Consider the following 15,361-nt stretch of genomic DNA (forward strand, 5'->3'; position numbering starts at 1 on the left):
ATTTATTCAAAATGATGAAGTTTTTACTTTTACGTTGCCTGTTACTAAGTGTCATTATGTATTCAACGGCTGTTTCTGCCTGTTCTGCTTTTCTGTTGAAAGGGAAAGACTATTGCGTAGTCGGTTTTAATGAAAACTGGAAAACGATGCCTGGAATGATTGTAGTGAATAAGCGTGATGTGCAGAAGAGGAATATCAGCTGGGAAAACCTGACGACCGACAATTCAAAGTACCAAAAGGAATGGATCTCAAAATACGGTTCTGTAAGCTTTAATCTTCTGGGTTATGATTTTCCGTGCTATGGCGTTAATGAAAAAGGGCTTTTCCTGGTAGAACTTTACCTGGAAGAAACTTCAAAAGTTAAAAACCCTTCCCAACCGAATATGTTCTGGGCACAATGGATTCAATACCAGCTGGATCATTATAAATCAGTAAAGGAAGTGGTAGATCATCTGAATGAAGGTCCCAACATCGACTGGTGGCCAAATGCAGCCGGAAGCCATTTCTTTTTGAGCGATGCTGCAGGAAATACAGCTACTATTGCTCTGCTTGACGGGAAGTATAAAGTACTGACCGATAAAGATATGCCGATGCCGATTTTGTGTAATAATCAATATGAAAAAGATTTTGCGGGGGCTCAGAAATTCGATTTTTTAGGTGGTGACGAAAAGTTTGATTTCGCAAATCAGGGAAAATGGGAAGACCGTTACAACCGTGCTTATTATATGCTGAAAAATTATAAGTACGATCGGAAGCCTGTAAATTATGCATGGAATATTCTGAACTCGATTCATCCCGGAGAATGGCAGACCGTTATTGACCTAAAAAATATGAACCTCACTTTCCGTTCAGATTTAAAAAAAGAAGTAAAAACAATTGATATTAAAAAACTGGATTTTTCTAAAAATTCTTCGGTGAAATTCTTAGATATTCATACTGAAAGCCTGGGAGAAGTCAATAAAGATTTTAAAATCTTAACATTGAGTAAAAACAACGAATATGTGGAAAAAGGATTCCCGATCGGCTACGACAATAAAGAGTTCGGAACTTCGGAAATGTTTACAAAGCTTAAAGGCAACCTCATCAGATTCTTTAAAAATATTCTTCCTGAATAAATAATAATAAAGAAGAGCTTTCGGAAAATCCTGAAAGCTCTTTTTTTTAATGCTGTCCATCTTAAAATCTCTCCCAGAAGAAAGGCGTTTCAATCCCCAATGCCCGCAGGTACACATATCCCTGTCCGCGGTGATGAACTTCATTATCTACAAAATAGAGGATATTCTGATAAACCGGAAATTCATACTGCCCGAACAAATTAAAGCTTTCCTGGAAACGCTCTTCTGAAATCTGTGTAAAATAATTGTTAATGGTTTCGGTTTCTTCATCCCATTTCTTCAGAAGTTCTTCTTTTGTTTTCGGATTGAATGCTTCTTCATTATAGGCTTCCGTATTTTTCTCAACAATACCTTTTAACCCGGGTCCGCCTATGCTGATCAGTTCAAGGGCAAGTTTCGAGAAAGGCCTCATTTTTCCAATTGAAAATTCAAAAAGTTCTTTTTCGGGAAAAGCTTCGATTACTCTTCGGGTAAGATTTCTGTGTCCCTGCCAATGTTCCAGGATTTGTTCGGAAGTCATAAATTTTTTTGTGTTGATTGCTGTAGTTGTCATAATTTTTAATGTTGTTTGTTATTGTTGAGACAAAGGTAAAACAGGAGTGTGACAACAGTTTGTCAGCAGGATTTTCAACACTTAAAATTATTTACTTTAAAATATACAAATCCAGAACTCTTTTATACTGCTGGCATTACTAAATCATTAGCAAACAAAAATAAATATCGCTTAATATCCTTGTGTAGAAATTCTAATATTACTTCCTGTTAAGCATCATCCGGGTTGCCAGAATATGCTCGCAGGGACCTTGCTTTAAACCATTGGTTTTGTAAAAACCGCATTGACAATTTCCGTCGGTCAATCGTTGGTCCTTATCGATATAAGCTTCCGTTTTGTAAGTGGAATTATTTTCTTTTACCGTTCCGCGGATATGGAGAACATCATTTTTCACACTGTAATCAATTTTCACTTTGCCTTCCGAAATCAGCTGATCCGCTTTCTCCTCCTGCGGACTCGAAAAACGGAGCTGCTTCATGTCCAAAGGTTCCTGGGTCAGTTCGCGGACTCTGTACAATCCCGAATTGAGATCATAAATTACTCTTCCCGCTTGGGTATAAGATGTCAGCGAAGATGAAATGGCAGCGGTATCGAGATTCAGTTTTCTTGAAAGTTCAGCAGTGGTTCCGAACCATGTTTCCTTTAAGGCATTGAAAACTTTTTCCTGAGTCAGTAAATCCACATGGCTTCTCGGAGCCATCAGATCAAAATTTCCTGCCCTGCTCCAATCATTGGTGGTCCATCCTGAAAGTCCCAGAGTAAAGGACATATCTCCCAGATCCGCAATATAAAATGAAGGCATTCCGTTTCCTAATAAAACCACCCTGAAATTTTTGGCAATAGGAATCAATCTTTCCAGAATCAACAACCTTCTTCTCCCCCAAATCCTGATCGTTTTACTTTCCGGTCCTTTATAAATGGAACGGTGAAAAGTTAATGTCTCGTACCACGGCTCAAAAACTGCCTGAACCGGTTTTCCGGGCTCAAGAATAAAACGCAGTGCCCTCGGTCCTTTTTTTTCCTTAAATCTCCTTAGAAACTGACAAATACTGAAAATATCCATCGGATGAAGATCGAAAGTCGTTGCCGGTAAAGTCATTGCAGAACTCACCTGTAAAAATCCGCGAACCCAGGAATCGGGCAAATCTATTTTTTCTTCCTTGTACACTTCTTCGTTTGTGGTAATCGCCTCAAAACCTGAAGGGTCAATTTTAAATTCCGTGTCTTTATAGTCTCTTATTTTTTGGAATTCATTGTAAAGCGCAGCCGAATAATCAATATTGGTCGTCCCACACTTGAATTCACTGATTTCCGTGAAAACATTATAACTGCTGCTCAATTTTCCGTAAGTGGATTCGTCCTGGCTAAAGCATTCAAAGAAAACCTCATCAGGATGAACCGTAATGACAGGATCGAGAACAAACCAGGCATCTTTGTCTTTTTGGTACAGGTAATCGAAATAAGTCTTTTTAGCGGTATTGAAAGGACCTAATACCCGGTTTTTTTCTTTATACACCAGGCCAAGTTCCCCTCTCACTTCGGCCATTCTCTGTCGGACTTCCTCTATCTGGAATTCTGCCATGTAGTCGCTGAGCCAGAGTTTTTCCTGTTCAGCGACCCATTCCTTGTATTCGGTTTTGTCTTTCGGCTTGAAACAGAGATCGGAAACCACCACGTCATGCAATGCCGAAATGGCTTCCCTGAAAGGAATCCTTTTATTGAGTTTACCTACAAAAAATGTAGGATCTCTTTTCAGATCAGGTGAGAAGCTCATTTGCGTGCTCGTGGCAGAGTTTGTAACGGCTGTATCTTTATGAAATTTATAATCGAATAGCATGGCTTAAGAGATTAGTTTGAGATGAACATTCAGTTGGGGATAGATCATTTTCAGGTCGGAAATGATATTGATGCACTTTGCCTTATCCTGAAGTGCTGTAGTTGCCGATAAATCGTCTAAAATTTTACTGACGGTTTCCGCTGATTCCGTATTTTTTCTTCCTTCTTTTTCCAGAAAAATGAAAATCCGGTTTTTGGCAGTTCTCGCTTTGTTTACCCTTGAAAGCACGGAACGGAAATAAAACTCCAATTCCTTAAGTTTTTCAGGATTGTCTGTTGCATATTCTTCAAGATAGGAGGTCACGAAAAGCTGGATGTTCTGACTCGGATGCTGGCTCAGTTTGGTAAGGTATTCCAATCCGTGTTCTTTTTTGAAGAATTTCATGATGAGGTTTTTGCCGAAATTTTCCACATCAGGACGCACTGAATCCACAATTCCGACCAGACAATCCGTATCCCAGTCTTCGTCTTTGAATTCGGTCTGGAAAAAATGAAAGGCAAATTCCCGGCTGTCATCCCATTTGGCATCCAGAATTCCCAGGGCATGGTTACGGTCCGATTTGATTTTTGGGACATTATTTTTATAAAAATTCCATGACCATTGCCTTACTGCCAGAAATTCGTGGCTGGCCAGAGAAATTACCTGTTTCAAAGTAAATCTGCTGTCATCATTTACCTTTTTAAGGAGTTCGAAGCCGAAAAGCTGGTTTTTCACACTGTTGGCAAAGAGTAATCTGATGATCCGTTTTACAGGGATATCGGTACTATATTTCGGAGCTGTTTTTTCGAGATACTCTCTGAATAGCTGATGGGAGTTTTCAAATTTTTGCCCGGTCATCAATACCTCAAACAGCTTTTCAATGGTTTGCATCTGAATTTCAGATGGAGATTCAAACCGATCGTTCAGAGAAAGTATGTTTTCTGCTACTTCTTTGTAACCGGAAGAAAGCAGTCTGAGAACTTCCTGCCAGTTTTTCGCAATTTCTTCTTTCGGATATTGATTTAAAAGACTGATCCCGTTTTGCCTGATGGATTCGTTTTCGTTGTTTAACAACAATTCAATAATGGAAAGAGGAGTTTCCGTTACGGGGTATTTTTGGGATTTGGAAAGCAGAATTTCACTTGCCAGAAACCGGTTATTATTCAACGGGGAAGTCAGTAATTGGGCGATAATTTCCCAACTGATCTCTGAAAAGTTAGAGAAAGCCGTTATCTTAAGTTTTTTTGTGGCAGATTCTGCAATTTTGTTATTTTCTTCATTATTTTCCAGAGAAATTAGTTCTATAATTACTTTTCCAAGCACGGCTTTTTGCTGATCTTCCGGCAAAGATGCTTTCTGAAGTAAATGATTGATAAATTCATTGGATTCTTTTCGTGAGTTCATCACCAGAATCGTGATGAATTCTGTGGAAGAAAGAAAATGTTGTGTGTTGTCTTCGATGGTTGTTTTTGCCCAGTTTCTTGCTTCTTCGTTTTCGGAAATTAAAATTTGTGCCACAAAAATTTCATTTTGCTTTAATTCTTCCTGTCTTTTTTTCAAAGCATCAAAACCTAAATTCTGGGGATATTTTGAAGATTTGGAGAGCAGCCGGATCATCATTTCAGGCTCTATTTTGTGCAGCAAATCTTCGTAATCCCCATGAACGGAAACATTTTCGTAAGCAAACTTCATGACCAGATCCATTTTTGCCTGCATCAAAAGCTGAATATAAGCTTCGGGCATTTCGTCCCAGAATCCGGGATACAATTGAGGTCTTGACGGTTCTGGATGAGGCTTTATCCTGTATTCTTTCTGTTTAGGCTGAGGAACAGCCTCTTTTTCTTTATTTGATCCAAAAATATTTTTAAATGTACTGATAATATTGTCTAAAGCTCCCTGCGGTTGATTTTTAACGGAAGGGTTTTCGGAAGGAATTGAGTTTCCATTGATTCCTGGCTCTACTTTATTGACTTTATTTTCCTGATAATAATAATCGGTACTCCAAAATTCTTCTTTTTTGAAATAGAATTGAAGCTTGGAGTCCATTTTACGGTTTTTATCATTTCCGAAAAGTAAGGTTGTAAGAAGCAAAGACTGGTAACATTCAGGGAAATCGACCACCGTATAATAATATTGTCTGCTTTCCCAGTCATATCTTCCGTAAGTGCTTAAGGGCCTTTTGTTTTCGGGAGTATAATCTGCATCAGAATATTGAATAAGGACGTTGACTGCAAATCTTAAATATTCTTTTGCTTTATTTTGTTTTCCCAATTCTTGTAAATAGTAAAACCCGTTCTTCTGAAAATAAAGTTTGGTAAAATTTGAAAATGCAAGCCTGCTTTCATTATCGGAAAGCTCTTTTCTTACATTAACGGAATCTCCGAACTGATAAAAGTACTGGTCCTGATTCCATGCTTCTTTGTCCAGGCTGGCCGTTCTGTTGAACATCGGTGTTTTCTTTTCAAACAAAAATGAAAGCATACCCAAAACCTGAGCATCATCTCTGAAACGGGCGAGTTTATAAATCGCACGGATGTTCCTGAAATAAGGCGATTCAAACGAAATCTGCCCTAGAATATCTTCAATGACCTGAATCAGAGAAGGGTAGGCTTTTGATAAAAGATAAAGATAAGCCAGTTCGTCTGCTTTTTCTTTTTTTTCGAATTTTTCGGAATAATGCTTCTTCAGACTGCCGTAATCGCCTTTATCGATGGCATACTTTATTTCGGGAGGCAGAATTTCCAATAATTCCGAAACCGTTTTTTCCAGTTCCTGGCCTTCGTTAATTGTCAAAAGCGCATCAAAAGCTACATTCCTGATATATTGTTTGTGCCTTGTACTGTGTGCAATGCTGTGAAGAAGTTCAGAAGCCTGGGTAATTTTTAAGGTTCTGATTGCAAAAATGGAAGCATACAGCTGCATTTCATCACCTTTTGTCGCCAGTTTCAGGATGTAAGGAATGGCTTCTTTGATTTTCATTTGAGCGGCTTTCCATATCACGCGGGAAGTTTTCCATTCCGTTTTGAAGGAGTTGATTCCCTGTGTGGCATCTTCCAGGCGTTTCAATATAACGCCTTCCGCCGAATTCATATTTACCGTGTCTAATGAAGGGAGTTCTACAAATACTTCGATTTCAGACTGATATCCTTTGTTTCTTTTTTCTTTTTCAAGTTGGTCAAAAATATTTTCCGCTTTTTCCCTGGAGACAAATTCGGGAGTTTTACTGCCTTCTTTCAATGCCGTCCCGCGTTTTCCGTAACGGAAATTGACAATAAAAGCATCGGGATTGACTTCACAAAGGTCTATTTCGTAAACTTTATCCGATTTTCCTTCGTGGAAAAACAGTTTGGTCTGTTTGATAATTCTCATCTATCTTATTGATTAAGATGGTTGCTAGTATGTGTTGGGTTCAGGCTAAAAAATATTCCACCAGTCTGTTTTTTCTTCTGCTGGTGTTATAATTTCTTCTTGGTCTTCAGAAACTTTAATTGTTTCTGCAATTTCAGGAGCTGTTTTTCTGATTTCTACAACTGGTTTGCCGTGTTTTGCAATGATCGTGTTGAGTTTTTCTTTGAAAGCCAACGCTTTGGGCGGATTCACCATATTCACAAAATTGATATAACCTTCAATTGCATTGATGAGATGAAACGCTTTTCCCCAAGTCTGATTTTGCCATCCGTTGACTTCGATATTGTGTAAAAGTGCCCTGAATTTCCTTAGCTTTTTTCTTTCGACATTCAGTTTTTCATTGACCACAATTCCCGTTACTTTCTGCTGATGCTTCCTTTTCATGATATGAAGTTTATCAGGATGGATCGTAAAGTCTTCGTGATTGATCACCTGTTTTACGAAGTATAAAAGCGTATTGATGTTATGTTCGTTATCCTGAGCGGCAGAAAAAGTAAGATCATCTGCATAGCGCGTATAGGTAAACCCGTATTTTTTGGACAATCCCTGTAATCTCTTATCAAGTTTGTAAGTAATAATATTGCTGATGGCAGGACTGGCAGGTGATCCCTGTGGCAAAAACCGTTCTCCTTTGTGAACAAAATATTTAACATTATCGAGCAATACTTCTTCGGTATGAGCCTGTGTGCAGACCAATGCAAAGATAGTTGACAGCTGTTCGGAATATCCCAGTTTTGAAAACAGGCCTTTCACTCTTTTATAGCTGATCGACGGGAAGAAATCCTGAAGGTCTATATTGATGACGATGTCTTTTTTAAGATGCGGTTCTGCATTAGTGACAATTGATTTTTCTATGGCGAAACCATGGACCATTTCTCCCACAGGGATTTTATTTAATATATTTTCCAAAATCCAATGCTGTAAATATCTCAATTGAGGTTTCGGAGCAGAAATTTTTCTTTTTCCACCCGATTTTTTTGGAATTTCAAAAACGTGGTAATGAGATTTTTTTGAAACATTCCTGTGAAAAGCCAGGTATTTGATCACTGAAAGGCTGAAACCTGATTTTTGACTGAAATCCAAGACATTTTCAAAAACAGGAAGAGAAAACTGAAGCAGTTTTGCTGTATCTGAATCGCTTTTATGAAGGCCTTTCGAAACATTTTCTCCAAGGTAAATGATTTGCTGCTGCTGTAAATTCTTCCAGTAATCAGCTTTTTCCTGTTGTTTTTTTTCGCTTTTTTGTTTGGTTATTTCCCTTTTGGCTTTTGCTTCCTGCATACGTTGTTTGCGCATTTCGCGAAGCATGGCTTCCTGATTGCCGTATTTTCTGTCTTTTGCCAATAATTCCTGCAGTTCCTGCTGTAGAACGGCTTCTCTTTTGATCAGCTGTTCGGGCAGGGAAGGCGTGGAAGTTTCCTGCCAGAAACCAAGTCTTTTCATTTCCTCCAGAATATAACTGTCTTTGGAGGATTCTTTTATACGGTCATAAATCTGTTGTCTGCTAAGATTTTGTGACATTTGGTGTTTTTTTTAAATAAAAAGCCCTACCGGTAAATAGGGCTTTGTTCTGATATACCTTCGTATCTTCTAAGGACTATATCTATCAACTCCAGAAATGGGTACTAGTGCGTACCTTTATTTTCCCGGAAAATGAACTGAAAAGGCACGCACTAGTACCAATTTCACCATAAAGATAGTATGTAGTGCAGTATGCTAAGCAATTTTCCATCGATGACGAAACATCATCATTTCTTAAAAAGAAAAGCAAGGATCTATCTATTCCAAATATATTAAAAAATATCATGGTACCCAATATCATTTAATTATTTATTTCTATTAACGGAAGTAAAAAGTTCAGGATTAAATATTTAATGATATCCATTATATTTTAACTAAATCAGGATCATTTAAAAATATAGTTTTTAGATTTAGATAGGCAACCTTCCTTAAATTGAGTTATTAAAAAATATTTTTGAAACAAAGAAAATCTAACTAAGTCTCAAAAAATAATCATCTACGCAGTCCGACTACATCTGTGTTTAAATAGGCTCAGAACTTATAAACAATAGATTAGCAAACATAAATATTAAAGCTCGAAAGGAATTTATTTTGAATTTTAACTGAAAATAGGCTTAACAAAATAACTTGTCAGCTTTATGATAAAAAAGTAATTTAGTCCTATGAAAATTTATACCAAAACAGGAGATAAGGGCCAGACTGTATTATACGGCGGAACCAGGGTTTCAAAGGCCAGTGCAAGAGTGGACAGCTATGGCAATATAGACGAGTTGAATACCTTCATCGGAATAGCAAAAAGCCATATCAGCGACGAAGAAGTGCTTAAGCAATTGAAGCAAATTCAGTTTGATTTATTTACGGTGGGATCTGAAGCGGCTACGCCGGTTGATAAGCTGATGCTGGCGAATGGAAAATCCCGTCTCCTTGTAATTATTTCTGAGACTGAAATCGAAGAACTGGAAAACTGGATGGATGCTTTTGAAGAGCAGCTGGAACCGTTGCAGTATTTCATTCTTCCCGGTGGCGGACAGGCAGCAACTTTTTTACATGCGGCAAGAACCATCTGCAGAAGGGCAGAACGTTCTCTTGTATTCTTAAATGAATCAGAAGAAGTCCGCCCGGAACTCATTAAATACCTGAACAGGCTTTCAGACTATCTGTTTGTTCTGGCAAGATATATTTCAAAACTCAACAACGAACCGGAAGAATACTGGAATCCGAATGAAAGATAAAGCATTACTTTTCATTAATGGAGATCCTCCCGCATCTTTCCCAAGCCTTGAAGAATATGGCTTGATCGCCTGTACAGACGGTGCTTTCCATTATCTTAAAAATTTGAATTTTCCACTGGATAAACTGGATTTTATTTCAGGTGATTTTGATTCACACTCCGGTAAGGATGATGATGTGTATGATGAAAAATTCATTTATACGCCGGACCAGGACAAAACGGATTTTCAGAAAGCCCTGGAGATTATTACAGGAAAAGGTTTTGTTCAGGTTGATGTGTTAGGAGGAAGCGGAGGCGAACAGGACCATTTTTTAGGGAATCTTACTGTAGCTTTCGGGTTCAAAGATGAAGTGAGCATCCGGTTTTATGATGCATTCTCTGAATATTATTTTATCCCGAAAAAATTTACGGTAAAAGATATTAAAGGTAAAATGGTTTCCTTATATCCCTTCCCGATGGTTGAAAATATTACTACAAAAGGCCTGAACTGGCCGCTTACTAACGGAAATTTAAGTATGACCTCGAGAATCGGGACCAGGAATTTTGCTATTGATGATGAAGTTTCCGTGGAATATGAAAAAGGAGACCTGCTGATTTTTATTGGTAAAAAAAGCGATAATTTATAGTGATTTAAATTTTTTATCAATATCCGTTCCTGAAAAGGAAGGTGGTTAAAGCCGTTTAATCGTATACTGATTTTATAAAATGATTAAAAATATCTGTTTAACAGAGGGTTATATTTAAAAGATATTGAGATTTTGGAATATAATGATATGAGAACTTTGTTATTGCTCATTCCGTGATTTTATCATGTGGTAAGGATAGAAATTTATAATAGATTTAACGTTAAAAACCAATCTTTTTTAGCAATTTTGTATTCTTAATTCACTTGTTTAGAAATGAAAATAAAATACTCGGAACTTATTGATCAGACATTGTATTTCCCGACAGAAGAATTCAATGTTTCTGAAAACAATTTGTTGTTTCACGATATTCCTCTGATGGATGTTGTTGAAAAGTTTGGAACCCCTTTAAAGGTAAGTTACCTCCCGAAAATTTCTCAGAATATTCAGAAAGCAAAAAGCTGGTTTAAAGAAGCTTTTGAGAAAACCGACTATAAAAAGAATTACAGATACTGCTACTGCACGAAATCCAGCCATTTTAATTTTGTGATTGAAGAAGCGCTGAAGAACGATATTTCTATGGAAACGTCTTCGGCCTACGATATGGATATTGTAAAAGCGCTTTATCATAAAGGTAAAGTTGACAAAAATATCGAGGTGATATGCAACGGATTCAAAACAGATGATTACCTGGCAAAAATTTCCGATATGATCAACAGCGGGTTTGAAAATATTACTCCTATTCTAGATAATTACCGCGAGCTTGATAAACTTACAGAAAGCATTGATACTACTTTCGATATCGGAATCAGGATTGCTTCTGAGGAAGAACCTAAATTTGAATTCTATACCTCAAGGCTAGGAATCGGATATAAAGATATTATTCCTTATTACAGCCAGAAAATAGCGGAACACCCGAATGCAAGGCTGAAAATGCTTCACTTTTTCATTAATACAGGAATCAAGGATACGGCGTATTACTGGAATGAACTTTACAAATGTCTCCGTGTGTACGCACGTTTGAAAAAAATTGCTCCGGAAGTAAATTCACTGAATATCGGTGGCGGTTTTCCAATTAAAACATCTTTACAGTTTGATTACGACTATCAGTATATGGTAGAGGAAATTGTTTCCCAGATCAAGAAGTTCTGCGAAGAGGAAGGTGTGGAAGAACCTAATATTTACACGGAATTCGGAAGCTTTACCGTTGGGGAAAGCGGTGCGAATATTTATAAAATTATTTCTCAGAAACGTCAGAACGACAGGGAAAAATGGAATATGATCGATTCCTCATTCATGACTACGCTTCCTGATACCTGGGCGATTTCCAGACACTTTATCATGCTTCCGCTAAACCGTTGGGATGATACCTACGAAAGGGTTTTCTTAGGCGGATTGACTTGTGATTCAGATGATTATTATAATTCCGAACAGCATACCAATGCGATCTACCTGCCGGTTTTCAGTGATACAAAACCTCTTTATATCGGTTTTTTCCATACAGGAGCGTATCAGGAAACCATCGGAGGTTATGGTGGAGTTCATCACTGCCTGATGCCTCAGCCGAGACATATCCTAATCCAGAAAGATGAAAACGGTGAATTGCAATACGAAATTTTCCGTGAAAAACAGGAACCACAGGATGTACTGAAGCTTTTAGGATATTAATAGATACCACATTAAAATTTAGGCTTAGCCTTTATAAAATAGATAAAGCTCTCAATGTTGAGAGCTTTATTATTTAAAAATATTTTGAAATCTTATCCAGCTCCAGTTCCGTATAATCCGAAACTACCGTGTCTGCCAGAGTATAGTCCTGATTTTTGGAATGCGGACTTCTGTAAGCCGCACAGAAAATATGAGCCCGGTGCGCTGCCAGGATCCCGTTGGTGGAATCTTCAATGACCATGCAGTTTTCTGCAGGTTCGCCGGCCATTTCCGCAGCCAGCAGAAAAACTTCAGGATGAGGTTTGGATTCCTTTAAATCGGCACCGCTTATTTTTCCTTTGAAGTATTGTTCAAGCCCGAATTTTTCAAACACCATATTGATGGTCGTCATCGTGGCAGAAGAAGCTAAAATTAAAGTGATTCCGTTTTCATAGTAGTGTTGAATCAGTTCTCTTACTCCGGGAATTAAATCAAATTCATTATCATTATAAAAACAATCTTTAAAATAATTCCGTTTGATTGAAGCAATATTTTCGCGGGTCTGGCTGAGGTTAAACTCGTTGATCAGGGTTTCGCAGACTCTTTTAGTAGAAGCACCGGTAAAAGAAGTGTACATTCCTTCCGAAACCTGGATTCCCAAATCCTCAAACGTTTTAAAATAGGCTTTTCTGTGCAAGGGTTCTGTGTCCACAATAACGCCATCCATATCGAACAGCACAGCTTTTAATGACATAAAATTAAATTTTAAACAAAAATAGTTTTTAAAATGTAAAGATTAAAGTATTTAAAATGAGAATACAGTTAAAAATTCATAACGCATCACTCGTTATTTATAACTCAGAGAGTATTTTGTATCTTTGTGAAATCTATTAATCTTTCAATCATTTAATTTTTAATTAATAATTATATATGAAAACATACGCAGGAATTCCTGAAGAAAATGCATCATTGGAGAACTCGAAAGTAGTTTTGGTCACTGTTCCCTATGACGGAACCTCGACCTGGGGGAAAGGAGCTGATAGAGGCCCTGAATTATTCTTGGATGCTTCTGAAAACATGGAGCTTTACGATATTGAAACTCAGACTGAGCCTTACCTGGAAGGTGTTTATATGGCTGGAGAAGTTTCTGAAAATTCTTCACCGGAAGCGATGACGGAAGCCGTATATCAGAAAACAAAAGAGCTTTTGGCAACAGACAAGCTATTTACCCTTTTTGGCGGAGAGCATTCGGTTTCTATCGGGTCAATCCGTGCAGTTGGGGAAAAATATGAGAACCTGACGGTTCTTCAGCTGGATGCTCATACCGATCTTCGTCCTGAATTCCACGGATCTGCTTCCAACCATGCCTGTGCCGTATTTGAAGCGAACCAAAAGCATAATCTGGTACAGGTGGGAATCCGTTCCATGGATATTGAAGAAGCGGAATATTTACCGGAAGGAAGAGTGTTTTTTGCCCACGAGATTGCTAATAATGAAAACTGGGTGAATGACGTATTGGAACAGGTTTCAGGAAATGTGTATATCACCATTGACCTTGATGCGTTCGATCCTTCTATTGCTCCGTCAACAGGAACTCCTGAACCGGGCGGCTTACAATGGTATCCGACTCTGGAACTGCTAAGAAAAGTTTTCGAAAAATGTAATGTTGTCGCTTTCGATATTGTTGAACTGATGGATTCTGCCTACTCAAAACCAAGTGCATTCCTGGCGGCTAAATTATATTATAAAATGCTTGCTTATTATCACATTAACCGGGATTAAAACTTCGCAGGATTCGGATTTTTTCTGTCAGAAATTCTGTGGAAATTTGTAAGGTAAAACAGAATGTATGTCTATACAAGATAAGATCGATTATGAAAGGATAGCCAAAGCGATAGAATATATCCGGAGTAATTTCAGGCTTCAGCCGGGTTTGGATGAAGTGGCAGAAAAAATTAATTTGAGTCCGGCTCATTTCCAGAAGATGTTTTCTGACTGGGCAGGAACAAGTCCTAAAAAATTTTTGCAGTTCATCAGTCTTGAACATGCGAAAGGTTTATTGAAGGAAGAAAAAACAAACTTATTCGATACGGCTTACGAGACAGGACTTTCGAGTACAAGCAGACTGCATGATCTGTTCGTAAAAATTGAAGGGATGTCTCCGGCAGAATATAAAAACGGAGGAAAAAGCCTGAGCATCAATTACAGTTTTTCCGGAAGTCCTTTCGGAAATGTCATTACCGCTTCCACGGAAAAAGGAATTTGCTACATGGCTTTTGAGAATGATACAGAAACAGCATTGGGAGATTTAAAGCGTAAATTTCCCAACGCTGTTTTTTTTGAAAAGCAGGACGAGCTTCAGAAAAACGCGTTGTCCATTTTCGATAAAGACTGGACCCAACTCAATACCATTAAATTACATTTAAAAGGAACAGATTTTCAACTGAAAGTCTGGGAAAGTCTTCTGTCCATTCCCATGGGAAAATTGTCAACGTACGGGAGTTTAGCCGGGAAAATAGGACATGACAAGGCTTCACGAGCTGTGGGGACAGCCATTGGAAGCAATCCGGTAGCCTTTTTAATTCCCTGTCACCGGGTAATCCAGTCATCAGGAAAACTTGGAGGTTACCGGTGGGGTAGCGACAGAAAGCAACTGATTGTGGGATGGGAAAGTGCATGGGTGTATTCTGAAAATTCTATTTTGCCATAAAACTTTATTCAGACTTATAATTTTAAACCGAAAGTAATGATGAACCTTTTCGAAGATATATCAGATCATCCGCTTAATCTTCTTCCCAAAGACGGCACCGTTCATTATTATGGGAAAGTTTTTTCTAAGGAAAAGTCCGATTTTTATTATGATTATTTACTGAACCAAATTCCCTGGGAACATGATGAAGCAATAATTTTCGGAAAACTGATCATAACGAAAAGAAAAGTGGCATGGTTCGGCGAGAAACCCTTTGAATATACCTATTCAAAACGGACGAAATATGCTAAGCTGTGGACACCCGAATTATTAGAGCTCAAACAGAAATGTGAAGAAATGTCCGGTGAAAACTATAATTCCTGCCTTCTCAACTTATACCATGACGGAAGCGAAGGGATGGCCTATCACAGCGACGGCGAAAAAGATCTGAAAAAACATGGTGCCATTGCTTCTATGACATTCGGGGCGGAAAGGAAGTTTCTGTTCAAACATAAAGCGACTCAAGAGAAAATAGAACTGTTTTTAGAAAACGGAAGCTTGCTGGTCATGAAAGGCGAAACACAAGATCATTGGCTGCACCGGCTGCCGCCGACTACAAAAGTGAAAACCCCAAGGATCAATCTCACCTTCAGAACGATTGAAGAATAATTTCCAAAATAAAAGAGGCTGTCCAAAAAGTTTGGTCAGCCTCAATTTTTTGTTGAGATTATCTCTAAAAAAGCTATCTTAGAGTTGCA

General features: G+C 38.1%; 12 protein-coding genes. 7 read left to right on the forward strand and 5 right to left on the reverse strand.

What is annotated here, in order from left to right:
- The first annotated feature begins 11 nt into the window (after positions 1 to 11).
- Positions 12 to 1,115: a linear amide C-N hydrolase gene (locus tag MKJ01_RS01375; protein ID WP_241611155.1), complete on the forward strand. Its 1,104-nt coding sequence runs from the start codon at positions 12 to 14 to the stop codon at positions 1,113 to 1,115.
- A 61-nt stretch (positions 1,116 to 1,176) separates the two neighbouring features.
- On the opposite strand, the gene MKJ01_RS01380 is transcribed toward MKJ01_RS01375, so the two are convergent.
- From MKJ01_RS01380 to MKJ01_RS01395, 4 genes are all read right to left on the reverse strand, one after another.
- Entirely contained in the window at positions 1,177 to 1,668 is a 492-nt protein-coding gene (locus MKJ01_RS01380; protein WP_241611156.1) for a DinB family protein, read from the reverse strand.
- Positions 1,669 to 1,867: 199 nt separating this feature from the next.
- Positions 1,868 to 3,505, reverse strand: coding sequence for an SWIM zinc finger family protein (locus tag MKJ01_RS01385; protein WP_241611157.1), 1,638 nt, complete (start codon positions 3,503 to 3,505; stop codon positions 1,868 to 1,870).
- 3 nt (positions 3,506 to 3,508) lie between these two features.
- A complete protein-coding gene (locus MKJ01_RS01390) occupies positions 3,509 to 6,853 on the reverse strand; it encodes a WGR domain-containing protein (RefSeq protein ID WP_241611158.1) in 3,345 nt (1,114 codons plus the stop codon).
- A 45-nt stretch (positions 6,854 to 6,898) separates the two neighbouring features.
- Entirely contained in the window at positions 6,899 to 8,413 is a 1,515-nt protein-coding gene (locus tag MKJ01_RS01395) for a retron St85 family RNA-directed DNA polymerase (RefSeq protein WP_241611159.1), read from the reverse strand.
- A 662-nt stretch (positions 8,414 to 9,075) separates the two neighbouring features.
- Here MKJ01_RS01395 and MKJ01_RS01400 point away from each other — a divergent pair.
- The 3 genes from MKJ01_RS01400 (at position 9,076) to MKJ01_RS01410 (ending at position 11,935) form a co-directional block, all read left to right on the forward strand.
- Complete coding sequence (locus MKJ01_RS01400; RefSeq protein WP_241611161.1) at positions 9,076 to 9,645, forward strand: cob(I)yrinic acid a,c-diamide adenosyltransferase; 570 nt, start codon at positions 9,076 to 9,078, stop codon at positions 9,643 to 9,645.
- Positions 9,635 to 10,270 carry a thiamine diphosphokinase gene (locus MKJ01_RS01405; RefSeq protein ID WP_241611163.1) on the forward strand — a complete coding sequence of 212 codons (636 nt, stop codon included), beginning with the start codon at positions 9,635 to 9,637 and terminating at the stop codon, positions 10,268 to 10,270. The genes MKJ01_RS01400 and MKJ01_RS01405 overlap by 11 nt, the downstream gene beginning before the upstream one ends.
- A 273-nt stretch (positions 10,271 to 10,543) precedes the next feature.
- The gene (locus tag MKJ01_RS01410) at positions 10,544 to 11,935 is read left to right on the forward strand and encodes a hypothetical protein (RefSeq protein WP_241611165.1); all 1,392 of its coding nucleotides are present in this window, start codon (positions 10,544 to 10,546) and stop codon (positions 11,933 to 11,935) included.
- Positions 11,936 to 12,008: 73 nt separating this feature from the next.
- On the opposite strand, the gene MKJ01_RS01415 is transcribed toward MKJ01_RS01410, so the two are convergent.
- Positions 12,009 to 12,668 (reverse strand): HAD family phosphatase, encoded by a 660-nt coding sequence (locus tag MKJ01_RS01415; RefSeq protein ID WP_241611166.1) that lies wholly within the window; start codon positions 12,666 to 12,668, stop codon positions 12,009 to 12,011.
- A gap of 176 nt (positions 12,669 to 12,844) precedes the next feature.
- On the opposite strand from MKJ01_RS01415, the gene speB reads away from it, so the two are divergent.
- The 3 genes from speB to MKJ01_RS01430 all read left to right on the forward strand — a co-directional run bounded on the left by speB (position 12,845) and on the right by MKJ01_RS01430 (position 15,272).
- The gene (speB, locus tag MKJ01_RS01420) at positions 12,845 to 13,696 is read left to right on the forward strand and encodes an agmatinase (RefSeq protein WP_241611167.1); all 852 of its coding nucleotides are present in this window, start codon (positions 12,845 to 12,847) and stop codon (positions 13,694 to 13,696) included.
- 67 nt (positions 13,697 to 13,763) lie between these two features.
- Entirely contained in the window at positions 13,764 to 14,624 is an 861-nt protein-coding gene (locus MKJ01_RS01425) for a methylated-DNA--[protein]-cysteine S-methyltransferase (RefSeq protein ID WP_241611168.1), read from the forward strand.
- Between the two features lie 39 nt (positions 14,625 to 14,663).
- On the forward strand, positions 14,664 to 15,272 hold the full coding sequence (locus MKJ01_RS01430; RefSeq protein ID WP_241632429.1) for an alpha-ketoglutarate-dependent dioxygenase AlkB: 609 nt from the start codon (positions 14,664 to 14,666) through the stop codon (positions 15,270 to 15,272).
- Positions 15,273 to 15,361: the final 89 nt, after the last annotated feature.

Source organism: Chryseobacterium sp. SSA4.19 (assembly GCF_022601875.1).
GTDB lineage: Bacteria > Bacteroidota > Bacteroidia > Flavobacteriales > Weeksellaceae > Chryseobacterium.